This window comes from Streptomyces oceani, assembly GCF_001751245.1.
Classification (GTDB): Bacteria; Actinomycetota; Actinomycetes; order Streptomycetales; family Streptomycetaceae; genus Streptomyces; species Streptomyces oceani.
The window spans coordinates 100,852-117,648 of record NZ_LJGU01000116.1 but is presented as its reverse complement, the minus strand read 5'-3'; the positions used below and the strand labels follow the sequence as shown (position 1 = coordinate 117,648).

Sequence of the window (16,797 nt, the reverse complement as noted above, 5' to 3'; positions counted from 1 at the left end):
AGCGCCCGGCACACGGCCGGCGAACGACGATCCGGGAGTCCGGGTCAGCTCAGGTCAGGAGCCGCCCAGCTCGTTGTCGATGAAGTCGAACAGCTCGTCGTCCGACGCCTCCTCGACCCGACTCTCCACCGACTCGCCGTCGGCACCACCCGCCGTCTCCAAACGGCTGAGCAACGCCTGTAGCCGGCCGGTGAGTTCGGCACGTGCCGTGTCATCCGCCACGATCCGCTCGAACTCCGCCTCCCAGGCGTCCACTCCGCCCAGCAGCGAGGTCGGCGCGGCGGGTGCCGGAGCGACCTTCACCAGCAGGTGCGCGGCGAGCGCCATCGGGTCCGGGTAGTCGAACAGCAGCGTGGCCGGCAACCGTACGCCCGTGACCGTACCGAGCCGGTTCCGCAGCTCCACCGCCGTCAGCGAGTCGAAGCCGGACTCCAGGAAACCCCGCTCCGGGTCGATGGCCTCGCTGGAGGCGTGCCCGAGGACCAAGGCTGCCTGCTCCAGCACCGTGTCCAGCACGGCCTGCGAGCGCTCCGCCTCCGGCAGCGCCGCCAGCCGTTCCCGCAGCCCGCGCTCCCCCGCCCCCTGCTCAGCGGCGCCACCGCCGGCGGCGGTGGCGCGCCGTGCCCGCGAGGGCGCGAGGGTACGCAGCACGTGCGGCACGCTGCCGTCCGGCGCACGCAGCGCCGAGACGTCCAGCTGGGCTGGTACGAGATACGGCTCGTCCGCCGCCAACGCCGCGTCCAGCAGCGCGAGCGCCTCCTCGGACGCCATGGGCCGTACGCCGCCGCGCGCGACCCGGTGCAGGTCGGCGCCGTCCAACTTGCCCGTCATGCCGCTGCGTTCCGCCCACAGACCCCAGGCGAGCGAGGTGGCGGGGCGGCCGGTGGCGCGGAGTTGGCCGGCGAAACCGTCCAGGAAGGCGTTCGCGGCGCTGTAGTTGGCCTGTCCGGCGCCGCCGAGGGTGCCGGCGACCGAGGAGTACAGCACGAACGCCGCCAGGTCCAGCTCGCGGGTGGCGTCGTCCAGGTTGAGCACGGCGTCCACCTTGGCGCGCAGCACCGGCTCCATACGCTCCGGGGTGAGCGAGTCGAGGACGCCGTCCTCGAGCACGCCGGCGGTGTGGAAGACCGCCGTCAGCGGGTGCTCCTCCGACACGCCCGCGAGCAGCTCGGCGAGCTGCGCGCGGTCCGCGACATCGCAGGCGGCGAGGGTGACCTCGGCGCCCAGCGCGTGCAGTTCGGCGCATAGTTCGGGCATCCCCGCGGCCTCGGCGCCACGCCGGCTGGTCAGCAGCAGCGAGCGTACGCCGTGGCTGACCACTAGGTGCCGGGCGAGTAGTTGCCCCAGCACCCCGCTGGCACCGGTGACCAGCACGGTGCCGCCCTCGGCGAAGCCGCCGAACGGCACCGTGTCGGCGTGCTGGGCGCGTGTCAGCCGGGGCACCAGGGCGGTGCCGTCGCGCAGCGCCACCTCCGGTTCGCCCGTGGCGAGTGCCCCGGTCAGGACGCCGAGGGAGGCGTCGCCGCCGTCGTGGTCCAGCAGCGCGAAGCGGCCCGGGTTCTCCGTACGAGCCGCGCGCAGCAGTCCCCATACGGCCGACTGCGCGACCGCGACCGACGCCGCCGCCGGGCCGGTGGCCACTGCCTGCCGGGTGCACAACACCAGCCGGGCGGCGGCCAGTCCGGGCTCGGCGAGCCACGCCTGGGCCAGCTCCAGCGCGCGGGTGGTGGCGTGTCGTACGGCGTCTGCGGTGCCGGTGGCGTCCGTCGGGGCGAGCGGCGCCAGCACCGTGTCCGGCACGGGCGCGCCGCCGGCGACGGCCTCGACCAGCTCGGTGAGGCTGCCGTGGCCGCCCTCGGGCGAGCCGAGTTCGGCGAGGTCGGTGGCGTCGCCGAGCACGGCGACCCGTCCGGTGTACGCCGCCGGCAGCGGCGTCTCGGTCCACTCCAGCCGGTGCAGCCCGCGCGGCCCGGCGCCGGAGGCGGCCAACTGGGCGCTGTGCACGGGGCGCAGGACCAGGGCGTCGACGCTGGCGACGGGCGCACCGGTGGTGTCGGCGACCTGTACGGCGTACGCGGGCTCGGAGCCGGTGTTCTCGGCATCCGCGGGAGCCTCCGGGTCGGCCACCGCCGGCGTGAGGCGTACCCGTAGCCCGGTGGCTCCCGCCGCGGCGAGGGACACGCCGCGGAAGGTGAACGGCGCGACCGCACGGCCCGCCTGGTCCGGGACGAGCGCGAGGGTGTGCAGCGCGGCGTCCAGCAGCGCCGGATGCAGGGCGCACCGGCCGGCGGTGCCGTGCTGTTCCTCGTCCAGGGCGATCTGGGCGTACACCTCGTCGCCGAGCCGCCAGGCCGCGGTGAGGCCGCGGAAGGCGGGGCCGTAGTCGAAGGCGCGGGCGGCGATCCGGTCGTACAGGTCGTCCACGTCCACCGGCTCCGCCTCCGGTGGCGGCCAGGCCGTCAGTCCTTCCTGCGGTACGGGCGTGTCGGTGAGGACGCCGGAAGCGTGCCGGGTCCACTCCGCCTCGGGGTCGTCGGCCGGGCGGGTGTGCACGGTCAGCGCGCGGCCGGCCGCCGGTCCCCCGGCCGGACCGTCGGAGGGTTCCGGCTCGTGCACCGTGACCTGGAGCTGCACGGCGCCCTTGCGGGGCAGCACCAGCGGCGTCTCCAGGGTGAGTTCGTCGATCCCGGCCGCGCCGACGCGGGCGCACGCCTGGAGGGCGAGTTCGACGTACGCGGTGCCGGGGAGGATGACGTTCCCGTCCAGCGCGTGGTCCGCCAACCAGGGCTGCCGGGCCAGCGACAGCGCGCCGGTCAGCACGGTGCCGGCGGAACCGGCGAGCGGCACCACGGCGGCCAACAGCGGGTGCCCGGCGGCCTCCAGGCCGGTCGCGGACATGTCCTGCTCGCCGCTGGCCTCCAGCCAGTACCGCTGCTGCTGGAAGGGGTAGGTGGGCAGGTCCACCACCCGGGGGGCGTACGGGGCGAGGACCGTGGCCCAGTTCAGCCCGTGCCCGGCGGTGTGCAGCCGGGCGAGGGCGTGCGCGAGCGCGGTGGTGTCCTCGGTGTCCCGGCGCAGCAGCGGCACCAGGGTGCGGGCGGTGGCCGTACGGGAGTCGGCGGCACCGGGGGCCTGTTCGGCCCCGCTGGGCTCCTGCTCCGGGACGTCGGCGCCGTCCGTGGCGTCCGTACCGCCCGATCCGCCCGTGCCGCTGAGGCAGTCGTCGGCCATCGCGGTGAGCACGCCGTCCGGGCCCAGCTCGACCAGCGCGGTGACGCCCTCGTCGGCCAACAGGCGTACGCCGTCGTGGAACCGCACGGCCTGCCGGACGTGCCGCGTCCAGTAGTCGGCGGTGCGCAGGTCGTCGCCGGTGGCCAGCCGGCCGGTGACGTTGGAGAGCACCGGCAGCCGCGGCTCGTGGTAGGTGAGCTGGGCGGCCAGCCGCTCGAACTCCTCCAACATGCCGTCCATGTGCGGCGAGTGGAAGGCGTGACTGACCGTCAGCCGCTTGGTCTTGCGACCCTCGGCGGCGAGGCTCTCGGCGATCGCGGTGACCGCGTCCTCGTCGCCGGAGAGCACCGTCGAGCGCGGTCCGTTCAGCCCGGCGAGGGTGGCGCGGCCGGCGTACTCCTCGAGGCGCGGCAGCAGTTCCTCCTCACTGGCCTGTACGGACACCATCGCGCCGCCGCCGGGCAGTTCCTGCATGAGCCGGCCGCGGGCGGCGACCAGCGCGCAGGCGTCCGGCAGCGACAGGACCTCGGCGGCGTGCGCGGCGGCGAGTTCGCCGACCGAGTGGCCGAGGAGGTAGTCCGGGCGCAGGCCGTACGCCTCCAGCAGCCGGAACAGCGCCACCTCCAGCGCGAACAGGCCGACCTGGGTGTAGCAGGTCTGGTCCAGCAGCGCGGCCTCGGGCGTGCCCGGCTCGGCGAACAGCACCTCGCGCAGCGGCCGTTCCAGGTGCGCGTCCAGATGCGCGCACGCCTCGTCCAGGGCGTCCGCGAACGGGCGGGACAGCTCGTACAGTTCGCGCCCGGCGGCGGCGCGCTGCGCCCCCTGCCCGGTGAACAGGAAGGCTGTCTTGCCGCCCCGTGCCCGGCCGGTGACCAGCCGCGGGTGTTCGCGGCCGGCGGCCAGCGCCGCCAGCGCCTCGGTCATCTGCTCCTGGTCGGTGCCGAGCACGGCGGCCCGGTCCTCGAAGCCGGCACGGGTGGTCGCCAGCGACAGTGCCACATCGGGCACGCCGGGCGGCGGACCGGCCTCGCCGACGGCCGTACCGCCGGCGAGGTGCGCGGACAGCCGGGCGGCCTGCTGGCGTAGCGCCTCAGTGCCGCGCGCGGACAGCAGCCACGGCACGGGGGCGGGCGCCGGGAGGGGTGCGGGCGCCGTTTCCTCCGTCCGTGGGTCAGCCGGTGCCGCCGCCAGCGGGTCGTCGTCCGGCGCGTCCCCCGTGGGCTCCTCCAGGAGTACGTGCGCGTTCGTGCCGCTGATCCCGAAGGCCGACACCCCGGCCCGGCGCGGCTCCTCGCCGCGCGGCCAGTCCCGGGCCTCCTGCAGCAGTCGTACGCTGCCGGCGGCCCAGTCGATGTGCGGCGACTCCTCGTCGGCGTGCAACGTACGCGGCAGGGTGCCGGCGCGCATCGCCTGCACCGTCTTGATCACGCCGGCGATACCGGAAGCGGCCTGGGTGTGCCCGATGTTGGACTTCACCGCGCCCAGCCACAGCGGCCGGTCGGCGGCCCGCTCCGCGCCGTACACCGCCATCAGCGCCTGCGCCTCGATCGGGTCGCCCAGCGGGGTGCCGGTGCCGTGCGCCTCCACCGCGTCGACCTGCTCCGGGGCGAGCCCGGCCTGGCCGAGCGCGGCCCGGATGACCCGCTGCTGGGAGGGGCCGTTGGGCGCGGTCAGCCCGTTGCTGGCGCCGTCCTGGTTGACGGCGCTGCCCTTCACCACTGCCAGCACCCGGTGCCCGGCGGCCTGTGCGTCGGACAGCCGCTCGAGCAGCACCAACCCGGCGCCTTCGGCCCAGCCCGCGCCGTCAGCGTCCGCCGCGAACGCCTTGCAGCGCCCGTCCGGCGCCAGCGCGCGCTGGCGGCTGAACTCGATGAAGGTGTCCGGGGTGGAGATCACCGTCACGCCGCCGGCCAGCGCCATGGAGCACTCCCCGGCGCGCAGCGCCTGCGCGGCCTGGTGCAGCGCGACCAGCGAGGAGGAGCACGCGGTGTCGACGGTGACCGCCGGCCCCTCCAGCCCGAAGGTGTACGCGATCCGACCGGAGGCGACGCTGCTGGCGCTGCCGGTGGCCAGGTAGCCCTCCATGCCCTCCGGTGCCTGCCGGACGCGGGAGCCGTAGTCGTTGTAGTTCGAGCCGACGAACACGCCCGCCTGGGTGCCGCGTACGGAGGACGGGTCGACACCCGCCCGCTCGAACGCCTCCCAGGCGGTCTCCAGCAGCAACCGGTGCTGCGGGTCGATGGCCAGCGCCTCCCGTGGGGAGATGCCGAAGAACGCCGGGTCGAAGTGGTCGGCGTCGTAGAGGAAGCCGCCATCCCGGGCGTAGAAGGTGCCGGGCCGGTCCGGGTCCGGGTCGTACAACCCGTCGATGTCCCAGCCACGGTTGTCCGGGAACGGCCCGATCGCGTCCGCGCCGTCCGCGACGAGCCGCCAGAGGTCCTCCGGTGAGCGTACGTCGCCGGGGAAACGGCAGCCCATCCCCACGATGACGATCGGGTCCTGATCCACGGCAGCGCTCGGCGGCGCCAGCGCGCCGGACTGGTCACCGCCGGTGAACAGCTCGTCGTGCAGGAAGTCGGACAGCACGTTCGCCGTCGGGTGGTCGAAGGCCATGGTGACTGGCAGCCGCAGGCCGGTGGCCTCGCCGAGCCGGTTACGCAGCTCCACCGCGGTCAGCGAGTCGAAGCCCAGGTCGCGGAAGGCCCGGTTGGCCGGAACCGCTTCCGCCGCCTCGTATCCGAGCACCGCGGCGGCNGGGTCGTCGTCCGGCGCGTCCCCCGTGGGCTCCTCCAGGAGTACGTGCGCGTTCGTGCCGCTGATCCCGAAGGCCGACACCCCGGCCCGGCGCGGCTCCTCGCCGCGCGGCCAGTCCCGGGCCTCCTGCAGCAGTCGTACGCTGCCGGCGGCCCAGTCGATGTGCGGCGACTCCTCGTCGGCGTGCAACGTACGCGGCAGGGTGCCGGCGCGCATCGCCTGCACCGTCTTGATCACGCCGGCGATACCGGAAGCGGCCTGGGTGTGCCCGATGTTGGACTTCACCGCGCCCAGCCACAGCGGCCGGTCGGCGGCCCGCTCCGCGCCGTACACCGCCATCAGCGCCTGCGCCTCGATCGGGTCGCCCAGCGGGGTGCCGGTGCCGTGCGCCTCCACCGCGTCGACCTGCTCCGGGGCGAGCCCGGCCTGGCCGAGCGCGGCCCGGATGACCCGCTGCTGGGAGGGGCCGTTGGGCGCGGTCAGCCCGTTGCTGGCGCCGTCCTGGTTGACGGCGCTGCCCTTCACCACTGCCAGCACCCGGTGCCCGGCGGCCTGTGCGTCGGACAGCCGCTCGAGCAGCACCAACCCGGCGCCTTCGGCCCAGCCCGCGCCGTCAGCGTCCGCCGCGAACGCCTTGCAGCGCCCGTCCGGCGCCAGCGCGCGCTGGCGGCTGAACTCGATGAAGGTGTCCGGGGTGGAGATCACCGTCACGCCGCCGGCCAGCGCCATGGAGCACTCCCCGGCGCGCAGCGCCTGCGCGGCCTGGTGCAGCGCGACCAGCGAGGAGGAGCACGCGGTGTCGACGGTGACCGCCGGCCCCTCCAGCCCGAAGGTGTACGCGATCCGACCGGAGGCGACGCTGCTGGCGCTGCCGGTGGCCAGGTAGCCCTCCATGCCCTCCGGTGCCTGCCGGACGCGGGAGCCGTAGTCGTTGTAGTTCGAGCCGACGAACACGCCCGCCTGGGTGCCGCGTACGGAGGACGGGTCGACACCCGCCCGCTCGAACGCCTCCCAGGCGGTCTCCAGCAGCAACCGGTGCTGCGGGTCGATGGCCAGCGCCTCCCGTGGGGAGATGCCGAAGAACGCCGGGTCGAAGTGGTCGGCGTCGTAGAGGAAGCCGCCATCCCGGGCGTAGAAGGTGCCGGGCCGGTCCGGGTCCGGGTCGTACAACCCGTCGATGTCCCAGCCACGGTTGTCCGGGAACGGCCCGATCGCGTCCGCGCCGTCCGCGACGAGCCGCCAGAGGTCCTCCGGTGAGCGTACGTCGCCGGGGAAACGGCAGCCCATCCCCACGATGACGATCGGGTCCTGATCCACGGCAGCGCTCGGCGGCGCCAGCGCGCCGGACTGGTCACCGCCGGTGAACAGCTCGTCGTGCAGGAAGTCGGACAGCACGTTCGCCGTCGGGTGGTCGAAGGCCATGGTGACTGGCAGCCGCAGGCCGGTGGCCTCGCCGAGCCGGTTACGCAGCTCCACCGCGGTCAGCGAGTCGAAGCCCAGGTCGCGGAAGGCCCGGTTGGCCGGAACCGCTTCCGCCGCCTCGTATCCGAGCACCGCGGCGGCCTGCGCGCGTACGGCCTCCAGCAGGCCGCCGCGCCGCTCACCGGCGGCGCCGGCGGCGAGCCGGCGCACCAGCGGGGCGGCACCGTCCAGCGAGTTGTCCTTGTGGGACACGGTCTCCTCGCGCTGTGCCTCGGGCAGTTCGCGCAGAGCCGCGGCGACCCGCTCGTTGGCGACTCTCCAGTCCACGTCGGCGACGACCACGTACGTCTCGTCCAGGTCCAGCGCGGTCTGGAGGGCGGAGATGGCGAGACCCGGGTCCATCGGGGGCACTCCGATGTCCCGCAGGCTCGCGGCCAGTCGCTCGTCCACCAGACCACCGCCGGCCCAGGCGCCCCAGGCCATCGAGGTGGCGGGCAGTCCGTCGGCGCGGCGCCGCTCGGCGAGCGCGTCGAGGTACGCGTTGGCGGCGGCGTAACTCGCCTGGCCGGGACCGCCGAGGGTGCCGGCCATGGAGGAGAACAGCACGAACGCGGACAGTTCGAGGTGCCGCGTCGCCTCGTGCAGCACGTCCGCCGCGTCCACCTTGGGACGCAGCACACCGGCCGCGCGCTCGGGCGTCAGGCTGTCGATCATCCCGTCGTCGATCACGCCGGCGGTGTGCACCACGGCGGTCAACGGCTGATCCTCGGGCAGCTCCGCCAGCATCCGATCCACCGCCGCACGGTCCGCGACGTCACAGCGGACGGGAGTGGCCGAGGTGCCCAGGGCGGCGAGTTCGGCGAGCAGTTCGTCCGTGCCGGGCGCGTCGGGGCCCCGCCGGCTGGCCAGTACGAGGTGCTCGGCGCCTCCCTGGGCGAGCCAGCGCGCGGTGTGCGCGGCGATGCTCCCGCTGCCACCGGTCACCAACACGGTGCCGTGCGGCCGCCAGGTCTCGCGCTCCGACTCCCCGGGGCTCACGGCCCGCAGCAGCCGGCGAGCGAACACCCCGGAGGGGCGTACGGCGACCTGGTCCTCGTCCAGTTCGCCGGTGAGTACTCGGGCGAGCCGGCGGGTGGCCCGCTCGTCCAGCGTCCTCGGCAGGTCGATGAGACCACCCCAGCGCCGTGGGTACTCCAGCGCGGCGATCCGGCCCAGCCCCCAGACCATCGCCTGGGTCGGACGTTCCACGGGATCGGGACGGGTGACGGACACCGCGCCCCGGGTGACGCACCAGAGCCGGGCGTCGATCCCGGCGTCGCCGAGCGCCTGGAGCAGGATGGTGGTCAGCACGAGGCTGCCGGTCATCGCCTCGTCCGCGCTCCACCGCCGCTCGTCCATGGCCAGCATCGAGAAGATGCCGGACGGTGCCTCGGGTACCTCCGAACGCAGCCGGTCCGCGAGCCAGTTGCGGTCCGCGTCGTCGTAGGTGACGACCAGCGTCCGGGTCTGCGCGCCGAGGTTGTGCAGCGCGTCGCGCGCCTCCCGTACGGCGGCGTCGTCCTGCTGGCCCTCGGTGACGACCAGCAGCCACGTGCCGTCCAGGGTGAGCGAGGACGGAGTCGTGGCGGCCGGCGGCGACTGGGGGCGCCAGGCGATCCGGTACCGCCAACCATCCACGATGCTGCGTTGTTGGCGGTCACGGCGCCAGGACGACAGGGCCCGCAGCACTCCGTGCAACGCGTCGCGGTCCTCGTGGGGGACGCCCAGTTCGCCGGAGAGGGTGTCCACGTCCTCGCGGTCGACGGTCTCCCAGAACTTCGCGTCCACCGGGTCCTGGGCGCCGTCGCCGCCGGTGACGGTACGGGTGGACTCCAGCCAGTAGCGCTGGCGTTGGAAGGCATACGTGGGCAGATCCACCAACGGGCCACCCTGCGGGAGAGCCTTGGACCAATCCACCTCCACACCCCGCGACCACACCTGACCCAACGACGCATACAACCGCCCCAAACCACCCTCACCACGCCGCAACGACCCCACCACCACCACATCCACACCACACACCTCAGCCGACTCCCCCACCGGCACCACCAACACCGGATGCGCACTCGGCTCCACAAACACCCCAAACCCCTCACCCAACAACCCCTCCACCGCACCGACAAACTCCACCGAACACCGCAAATTCTCATACCAATACCCACCATCCACCAACCGCCCACCATCAAGCCACCCACCCGAAACCGTCGAGAAAAACGGCACCTCCGGCTCCTTCGGCTCCAACCCCGCCAACGCCTCCACCAACTCCCCCTCAATCCCCTCCACCTGCACCGAATGCGAGGCGTAATCCACCTCCACCCGCCGCACCCACACACCACGCCCCTCACACGCCTCCACCACCACATCCAAACCCTCCACCGACCCCGACACCACCACAGACGACGGACCATTCACCGCCGCCACCGACACACCCACCACCCCACACTCCACCAACAACTCCTCCACCCCCAACCGCGACAACCCCACCGACACCATCCCCCCACCACCCGCAAGCCGCCCACCAATCAACCCCGAACGCACCGCCACCACCCGCGCACCCTCCTCCAACGACAACGCACCCGACACCACCGCCGCCGCAATCTCCCCCTGCGAATGCCCCACCACCGCAGCCGGCACCACACCAAACCACTCCCACACCCGCGACAACGACACCATCACCGCCCACAACACCGGCTGCACCACATCCACCCGACCCAACATCTCCTCATCCCCCAACACCCCCACCAACGACCACCCAACAAACGGCTCCAACGCCCGCTCACACTCACCCATCGCCTCCGCAAACACCACCGACTCACCCAACAACTCCCGCGCCATCCCCACCCACTGCGACCCCTGCCCCGGAAACACAAACACCGGACCACGCTCCACCACACCCTCATCCACCACACCATCCACCCGACCAGCCGCCACCTCACCCAAACCCGACACCAACTCCTCCCGCGACGCACCCGCCACCACCGCACGATGCTCAAACCCCGCACGCCCCACCACCAACGACCGCCCCACAGCCCCCACCGACACCCCAACACCCACACCCTCCACAAACCCCACCAAACGCTCAGCCTGCCCCCTCAACGCCTCCGCACTACGCGCCGACACCACCCACGGCACCACACCACCCCACCCCACAAACCCCTCAGACCCAACCGACTCCACAGACTCCCCAGACCCAGCCTCAACACCAGCAAACTCCACAGACCCAGGTGCCTCCTCCAACACCACATGCGCGTTCGTACCGCTCACCCCGAACGAGGACACACCCGCCCGCCGCGGACGATCACCGCGCTCCCACTCCCGCGCCTGCGCCAACAACTCCACCCCACCCAACGACCAGTCCACATGCGGCGACGGCTCCTCCGCGTGCAACGACCGCGGCAACAGATCATGCTGGAACGCCTGCACCATCTTCATCAGCCCAGCGAGGCCGGAAGCCGCCTGGGCGTGTCCGATGTTCGACTTCACCGAGCCCAACCACAACGGCCGCTGAGGATCGCGTCCCTCACCGTACGTCGCCAACAGCGCCTGCGCCTCGATCGGGTCACCCAGCGTCGTACCCGTGCCATGCGCCTCGACCACGTCCACATCGCCCGGCTCCAACCGCGCGTTCGCCAACGCCGCCCGAATCACCCGCTGCTGAGAAGGACCGTTCGGCGCCGTCAGACCATTCGACGCACCATCCTGATTAATCGCCGAACCACGCACCACACCCAACACCCGATGCCCGTTCGCCCGCGCGTCCGACAACCGCTCCAACACGATCATCCCCGCACCCTCGGCCATTCCCATGCCGTCGGCGGAGGCACCGAACGCCTTGCACCGGCCGTCGGTGGCCAGACCGCGCTGCCGGCTGAAGCCGATCAGCCCGATCGGCTCGCCCATGACGGCAGCCGCGCCCGCCAGCGCCATCGAGCACTCGCCACTACGCAGCGCCTGCACCGCCTGATGCGTCGCCACCAACGCCGACGAGCATCCGGTGTCCAGGGTGACGGCAGGCCCCTCCAGCCCCAGGGTGTACGAGATACGGCCGGAGGCGATGCTGGTCACCGTGCCGGTGATCAGATGCCCCTCCAGACCCTCCGGCGCCTCGGCGGCGCTGCCGTAGCCCTGGTAGGCGGCGCCGACGTAGACGCCGGTTTGACTGCCACGCAGGCTGTACGGGTCGATGCCGGCCCGCTCCAGCGCCTCCCAGGAGGTCTCCAGCAACAGCCGCTGCTGCGGATCCATCGCCAACGCCTCACGCGGCGAGATCCCGAAGAACGCCGGGTCGAAGTCGCCGGCGGCGTCCAGGAATCCGCCGTCGCGCGCGTACGTGGTGCCCGTACGGTCCGGATTCGGGTCATAGAGCCGGTCAAGGTCCCAACCACGGTCGGTGGGCAGCGGTGACACGACATCCAGCCCGTCGCGTACCACCCGCCACAGGTCCTCGGGCGTCTCCACACCACCAGGGAAACGGCAGCTCATCGACACGATCGCGATCGGCTCGTCGTCCGGGCCTGGTCCGGCCGCCGGCTGCCGCCCGGTGTCGGCCGGGGCGTCCAGCTCCGGCAGGTCTCCCAGCAGTTTGCCGAGCAGGTGGACGGCCAGCTCCCGGACGTTCGGGTAGTCGAAGACGACCGTCGAGGACAGCTTGACGCCCGCCGCCGTGTTCAGCCGGTTCCGCAACTCGACCGCCGTCAGCGAGTCGAAGCCCAGCTCCTTGAACGGACGGTTGGACGCCACGTCGGAGCTGTCACTGAAGCCGAGCGTGCCGGCCACGTGGGTACGTACCAGATCAGCGATCATCCGCTCGCGCTCAGCGACGACCAGACCGCGTAGCTGCGCCTGCAGCGCGGACGAGGTGCCCTGCGCGCTCTCCGCCTCGGCCGCGTCGGCCGTCAGCAGCTCGGCGACCTCCGGCACCTCGTGCAGCAGCGGGCGGGAGTGCGCGGCTGTGAAGACGGGCACGAAGCGCGGCCAGTCGATGTCCGCGACGGCCAGGAAGGTCTCGTCGTCGTCCAGGGCCTGTTCCAGACCGCTGACGGCGAGTTCGGCGTCCATGAAGGGGATGCCGCGCCACTTGAGCTGCTCCTTCACCACCTCGACGGCCATGCCGCCGCCCTCCGGGCTCCAGATGCCCCAGGGGATCGTCAGGCCGGTGAGGCCGCGCGCGCGGCGGTGGTCGGCGAGGGCGTCGACGTACGCGTTGGAGGCGGCGTACGCGCCGTGGTCCCCGCTGCCCCAGACGCCGGCGACCGACGAGTAGAGCACGAACGCGTCCATGTCTTCGCGATCGAAAACGGCGTCCAGGTGCTGCGCGCCCAGCAGCTTCGCGCGAGCGCCCTCGTCGAAGTCGTCCATGCTGGTGTCGGCGACGGGCACCAGCAGGCCGTAGCCGGCGGTGTGCACCACCGTACGGAAGGCCGGGCCGTCCGCCTCCACCTCCGCCACCAGGTCACGCACCTGCTCACGGTCGGTCACGTCGCAGGCGGCGATGGTGACCCGCGGACCCAACGCCTCCAGTTCGGCCTGGAGTTCGGCGGCGCCCGGCGCGTCCATGCCACGCCGGCTGGTGAGGACGAGGTGTTCCGCGCCACGCTGCGCCAGCAGGCGGGCGGTGTGCGCGCCGAGTCCACCCGTGCCACCGGTGACGAGCGCGCTGCCGCTGGTACGCCACTCCTCGGCGGGCTTGCGGCTGCCACGGGGCGTACGGATCAGACGGCGATTGAAGGCACCGGCGGCCCGCAGGGCGACCTGGTCCTCGTCCCCGCCCTCCGCGAGCTTCTGGGTCAGCAGGGTGCCGATGGTGTCGTCGACCGTCTCGGGGAGGTCGATGAGGCCGCCCCAGAGAGCGGGTTGTTCGAGCGCGACCACACGGCCGAAGCCCCAGATCGCGGCCTGCATCGGGTTCCGTACCGGGTCCTGCTGTGTACCTGTGGTGTGCGACTGCGAAGTGAGCATCCATACGGGAGCCCGGGTGCCGGCCGTGAGCAGCCCCTGGACGAGTGCCAGGGAGAGCGCCAGCCCCACGGTGACACCCTCGTGGCCCGGTTGGGGACGCTCGTCGAGTGCGAGGAGGGAGAGGACGCCCGCGGGGGTGTCGCCCTCGGGCAGCGCGTCGGTCAACCGCTCAGCGACAACCGCCTGCTCCACCTCATCCGCCGCCAACGACACCACAACCACCTCAGCACCAGCAGCCTCCACCCACGCACGAACCCGCTCCACCCACTGCCCACACTCACCCGAAGCCGGCACCACCAACAACCACCGACCCGACAACACACCACCCGCACCACTCACCGCTTCCGCCTGCCGCCACACCACCCGATAACGCCAACCCTCCACCACATTCCGCTGCTGCCGCTCCCGCCGCCACGACGACAACGCCGGAACCACCTCAGCAAGCGCCGAAGCATCCGCTATACCCAGCGTGTCCGCCAAACCCTCCACATCCTCACGCTCAACGGTCTCCCAAAACTCCGCATCCACCGGATCAACCACCCCCGAAAGCCGCCCACCCGAAGGCGCCTCCAGCCAGTAGCGCTGGCGTTGGAAGGCATACGTCGGCAGATCCACCAACACCTCGGGCTCACCCCCAGACCGCGGGAGAGCCTTGGACCAATCCACCTCCACACCCCGCGACCACACCTGACCCAACGACGCATACAACCGCCCCAAACCACCCTCACCACGCCGCAACGACCCCACCACCACCACATCCACACCACACACCTCAGCCGACTCCCCCACCGGCACCACCAACACCGGATGCGCACTCGGCTCCACAAACACCCCAAACCCCTCACCCAACAACCCCTCCACCGCACCCACAAACTCCACCGAACACCGCAAATTCTCATACCAATACCCACCATCCACCAACCGCCCACCATCAAGCCACCCACCCGAAACCGTCGAGAAAAACGGCACCCGAGGCACCCGAGGCTCCAACCCCGCCAACGCCTCCACCAACTCCCCCTCAATCCCCTCCACCTGCACCGAATGCGACGCATAATCCACCTCCACCCGCCGCACCCACACACCACGCCCCACACACCACTCCACCACCACATCCAAACCCTCCACCGACCCCGACACCACCACAGACGACGGACCATTCACCGCCGCCACCGACACACCCACCACCCCACACTCCACCAACAACTCCTCCACCCCCAACCGCGACAACCCCACCGACACCATCCCCCCACCACCCGCAAGCCGCCCACCAATCAACCCCGAACGCACCGCCACCACCCGCGCACCCTCCTCCAACGACAACGCACCCGACACCACCGCCGCCGCAATCTCCCCCTGCGAATGCCCCACCACCGCAGCCGGCACCACACCAAACCACTCCCACACCCGCGACAACGACACCATCACCGCCCACAACACCGGCTGCACCACATCCACCCGACCCAACATCTCCTCATCCCCCAACACCCCCACCAACGACCACCCAACAAACGGCTCCAACGCCCGCTCACACTCACCCATCGCCTCCGCAAACACCACCGACTCACCCAACAACTCCCGCGCCATCCCCACCCACTGCGACCCCTGCCCCGGAAACACAAACACCGGACCACGCTCCACCACACCCTCATCCACCACACCATCCACCCGACCAGCCGCCACCTCACCCAAACCCGACACCAACTCCTCCCGCGACGCACCCGCCACCACCGCACGATGCTCAAACCCCGCACGCCCCACCACCAACGACCGCCCCACAGCCCCCACCGACACCCCAACACCCACACCCTCCACAAACCCCACCAAACGCTCAGCCTGCCCCCTCAACGCCTCCGCACTACGCGCCGACACCACCCACGGCACCACACCACCCCACCCCACAAACTCCTCAGACCCAACCGACTCCCCAGACTCCCCAGACCCAACCTCAACACCAGCAAACTCCACAGACCCAAACCCAGGCGCCTCCTCCAACACCACATGCGCGTTCGTACCGCTGCCACCGAACGACGAGACACCCGCCCGCCGCGGGGCGTCCCTCTCCGGCCAGGCACGGGCCTCGGTCAGCAGTCGCAGGCTGCCGTCGCTCCAGTCGACGTGCGGCGTCGGGTCCTCGGAGTACAACGACTTTGGCAGTACGCCGTCCCGTAGGGCGTGCACCATCTTCATGATCCCGGCGACACCGGAAGCGGCCTGGGTGTGCCCGATGTTCGACTTCACCGAGCCCAGCCACAACGGCCGCTCCGCGTCGTGCGCCCGCCCGTACGTGGCGCTCAGCGCGTCGGCCTCGATCGGGTCACCCAGCGTCGTACCCGTGCCATGCGCCTCGACCACGTCCACATCGCCCGGCTCCAACCGCGCGTTCGCCAACGCCGCCCGAATCACCCGCTGCTGAGAAGGACCGTTCGGCGCCGTCAGACCATTCGACGCACCATCCTGATTGATCGCACTGCCCCGAAGCACCGCCAACACCTGGTGCCCGTTCGCCTGGGCGTCCGACAACCGCTCCAACAGCAGTACGCCGACACCCTCACCCCAACCCGTACCATCCGCACCCGCCGCGAACGGCTTGCACCGACCATCCGGCGACAACCCACGCTGCCGACTGAACTCCACGAAGTTCCTGGTGGACGACATCACGGTGACCCCGCCCACCAGCGCCATCGAGCACTCGCCGGCACGCAGCGACTGCATCGCCAGATGCGTCGCCACCAGCGACGAGGAACACATCGTGTCCAGGGTGACGGTAGGCCCCTCGAGCCCGAAGTGGTACGCGACCCGTCCCGAGAGTACGGCCGCCGAGCCGCCGGTGAGCAGGTGCCCCTCGACCTCGTCCGGAGCCATGGAGCCGTCGACGGCGTAACCCTGGTTGCTGGAACCGACGAAGACACCGGACTGGCTGCCGCGCATCGTCGCGGGGTCGATGCCGGCCCGTTCGAAGACCTCCCAGGAGGTCTCCAGCAGCAGCCGCTGCTGCGGGTCCATCGCCAACGCCTCACGCGGCGAGATCTCGAAGAAGGACGCGTCGAACTGCGCCGCGTCGTAGAGGAAGCCGCCCTCCCGGACGTAGCTGGTGCCGGGCTCGTCCGGGTCCGGGTCGTACAGCGCGTCCAGGTCCCAGCCACGGTCCGTGGGCAGCCCGGATATGGCGTCCGTGCCGTCGGTCACCAACTGCCACAGCTCTTCGGGGCTGTGGGCGCCGCCGGGCCAACGCCCGGCCATCGAGACAACAGCGATGGGTTCGTGCTGCCGTGACTCCACCTCGTGCAACTGGCCACGGACCTGCCGCAGGTCGGTGGTGACCCGCTTAAGGTAATCGCGGAGCTTTGCCTCGTTGTTGTCCATCGTGTGCTGTCAGCCCTTCAAGAATCGGGA

General features: G+C 71.8%; 1 protein-coding gene. It reads right to left on the bottom strand.

Going from position 1 to position 16,797, the window contains the following annotated elements; genetic code table 11:
• Window positions 1–54: 54 nt before the first annotated feature.
• Window positions 55–16,767, bottom strand: coding sequence for a type I polyketide synthase (locus AN216_RS30665; protein ID WP_070196388.1), 16,713 nt, complete (start codon window positions 16,765–16,767; stop codon window positions 55–57).
• Window positions 16,768–16,797: the final 30 nt, after the last annotated feature.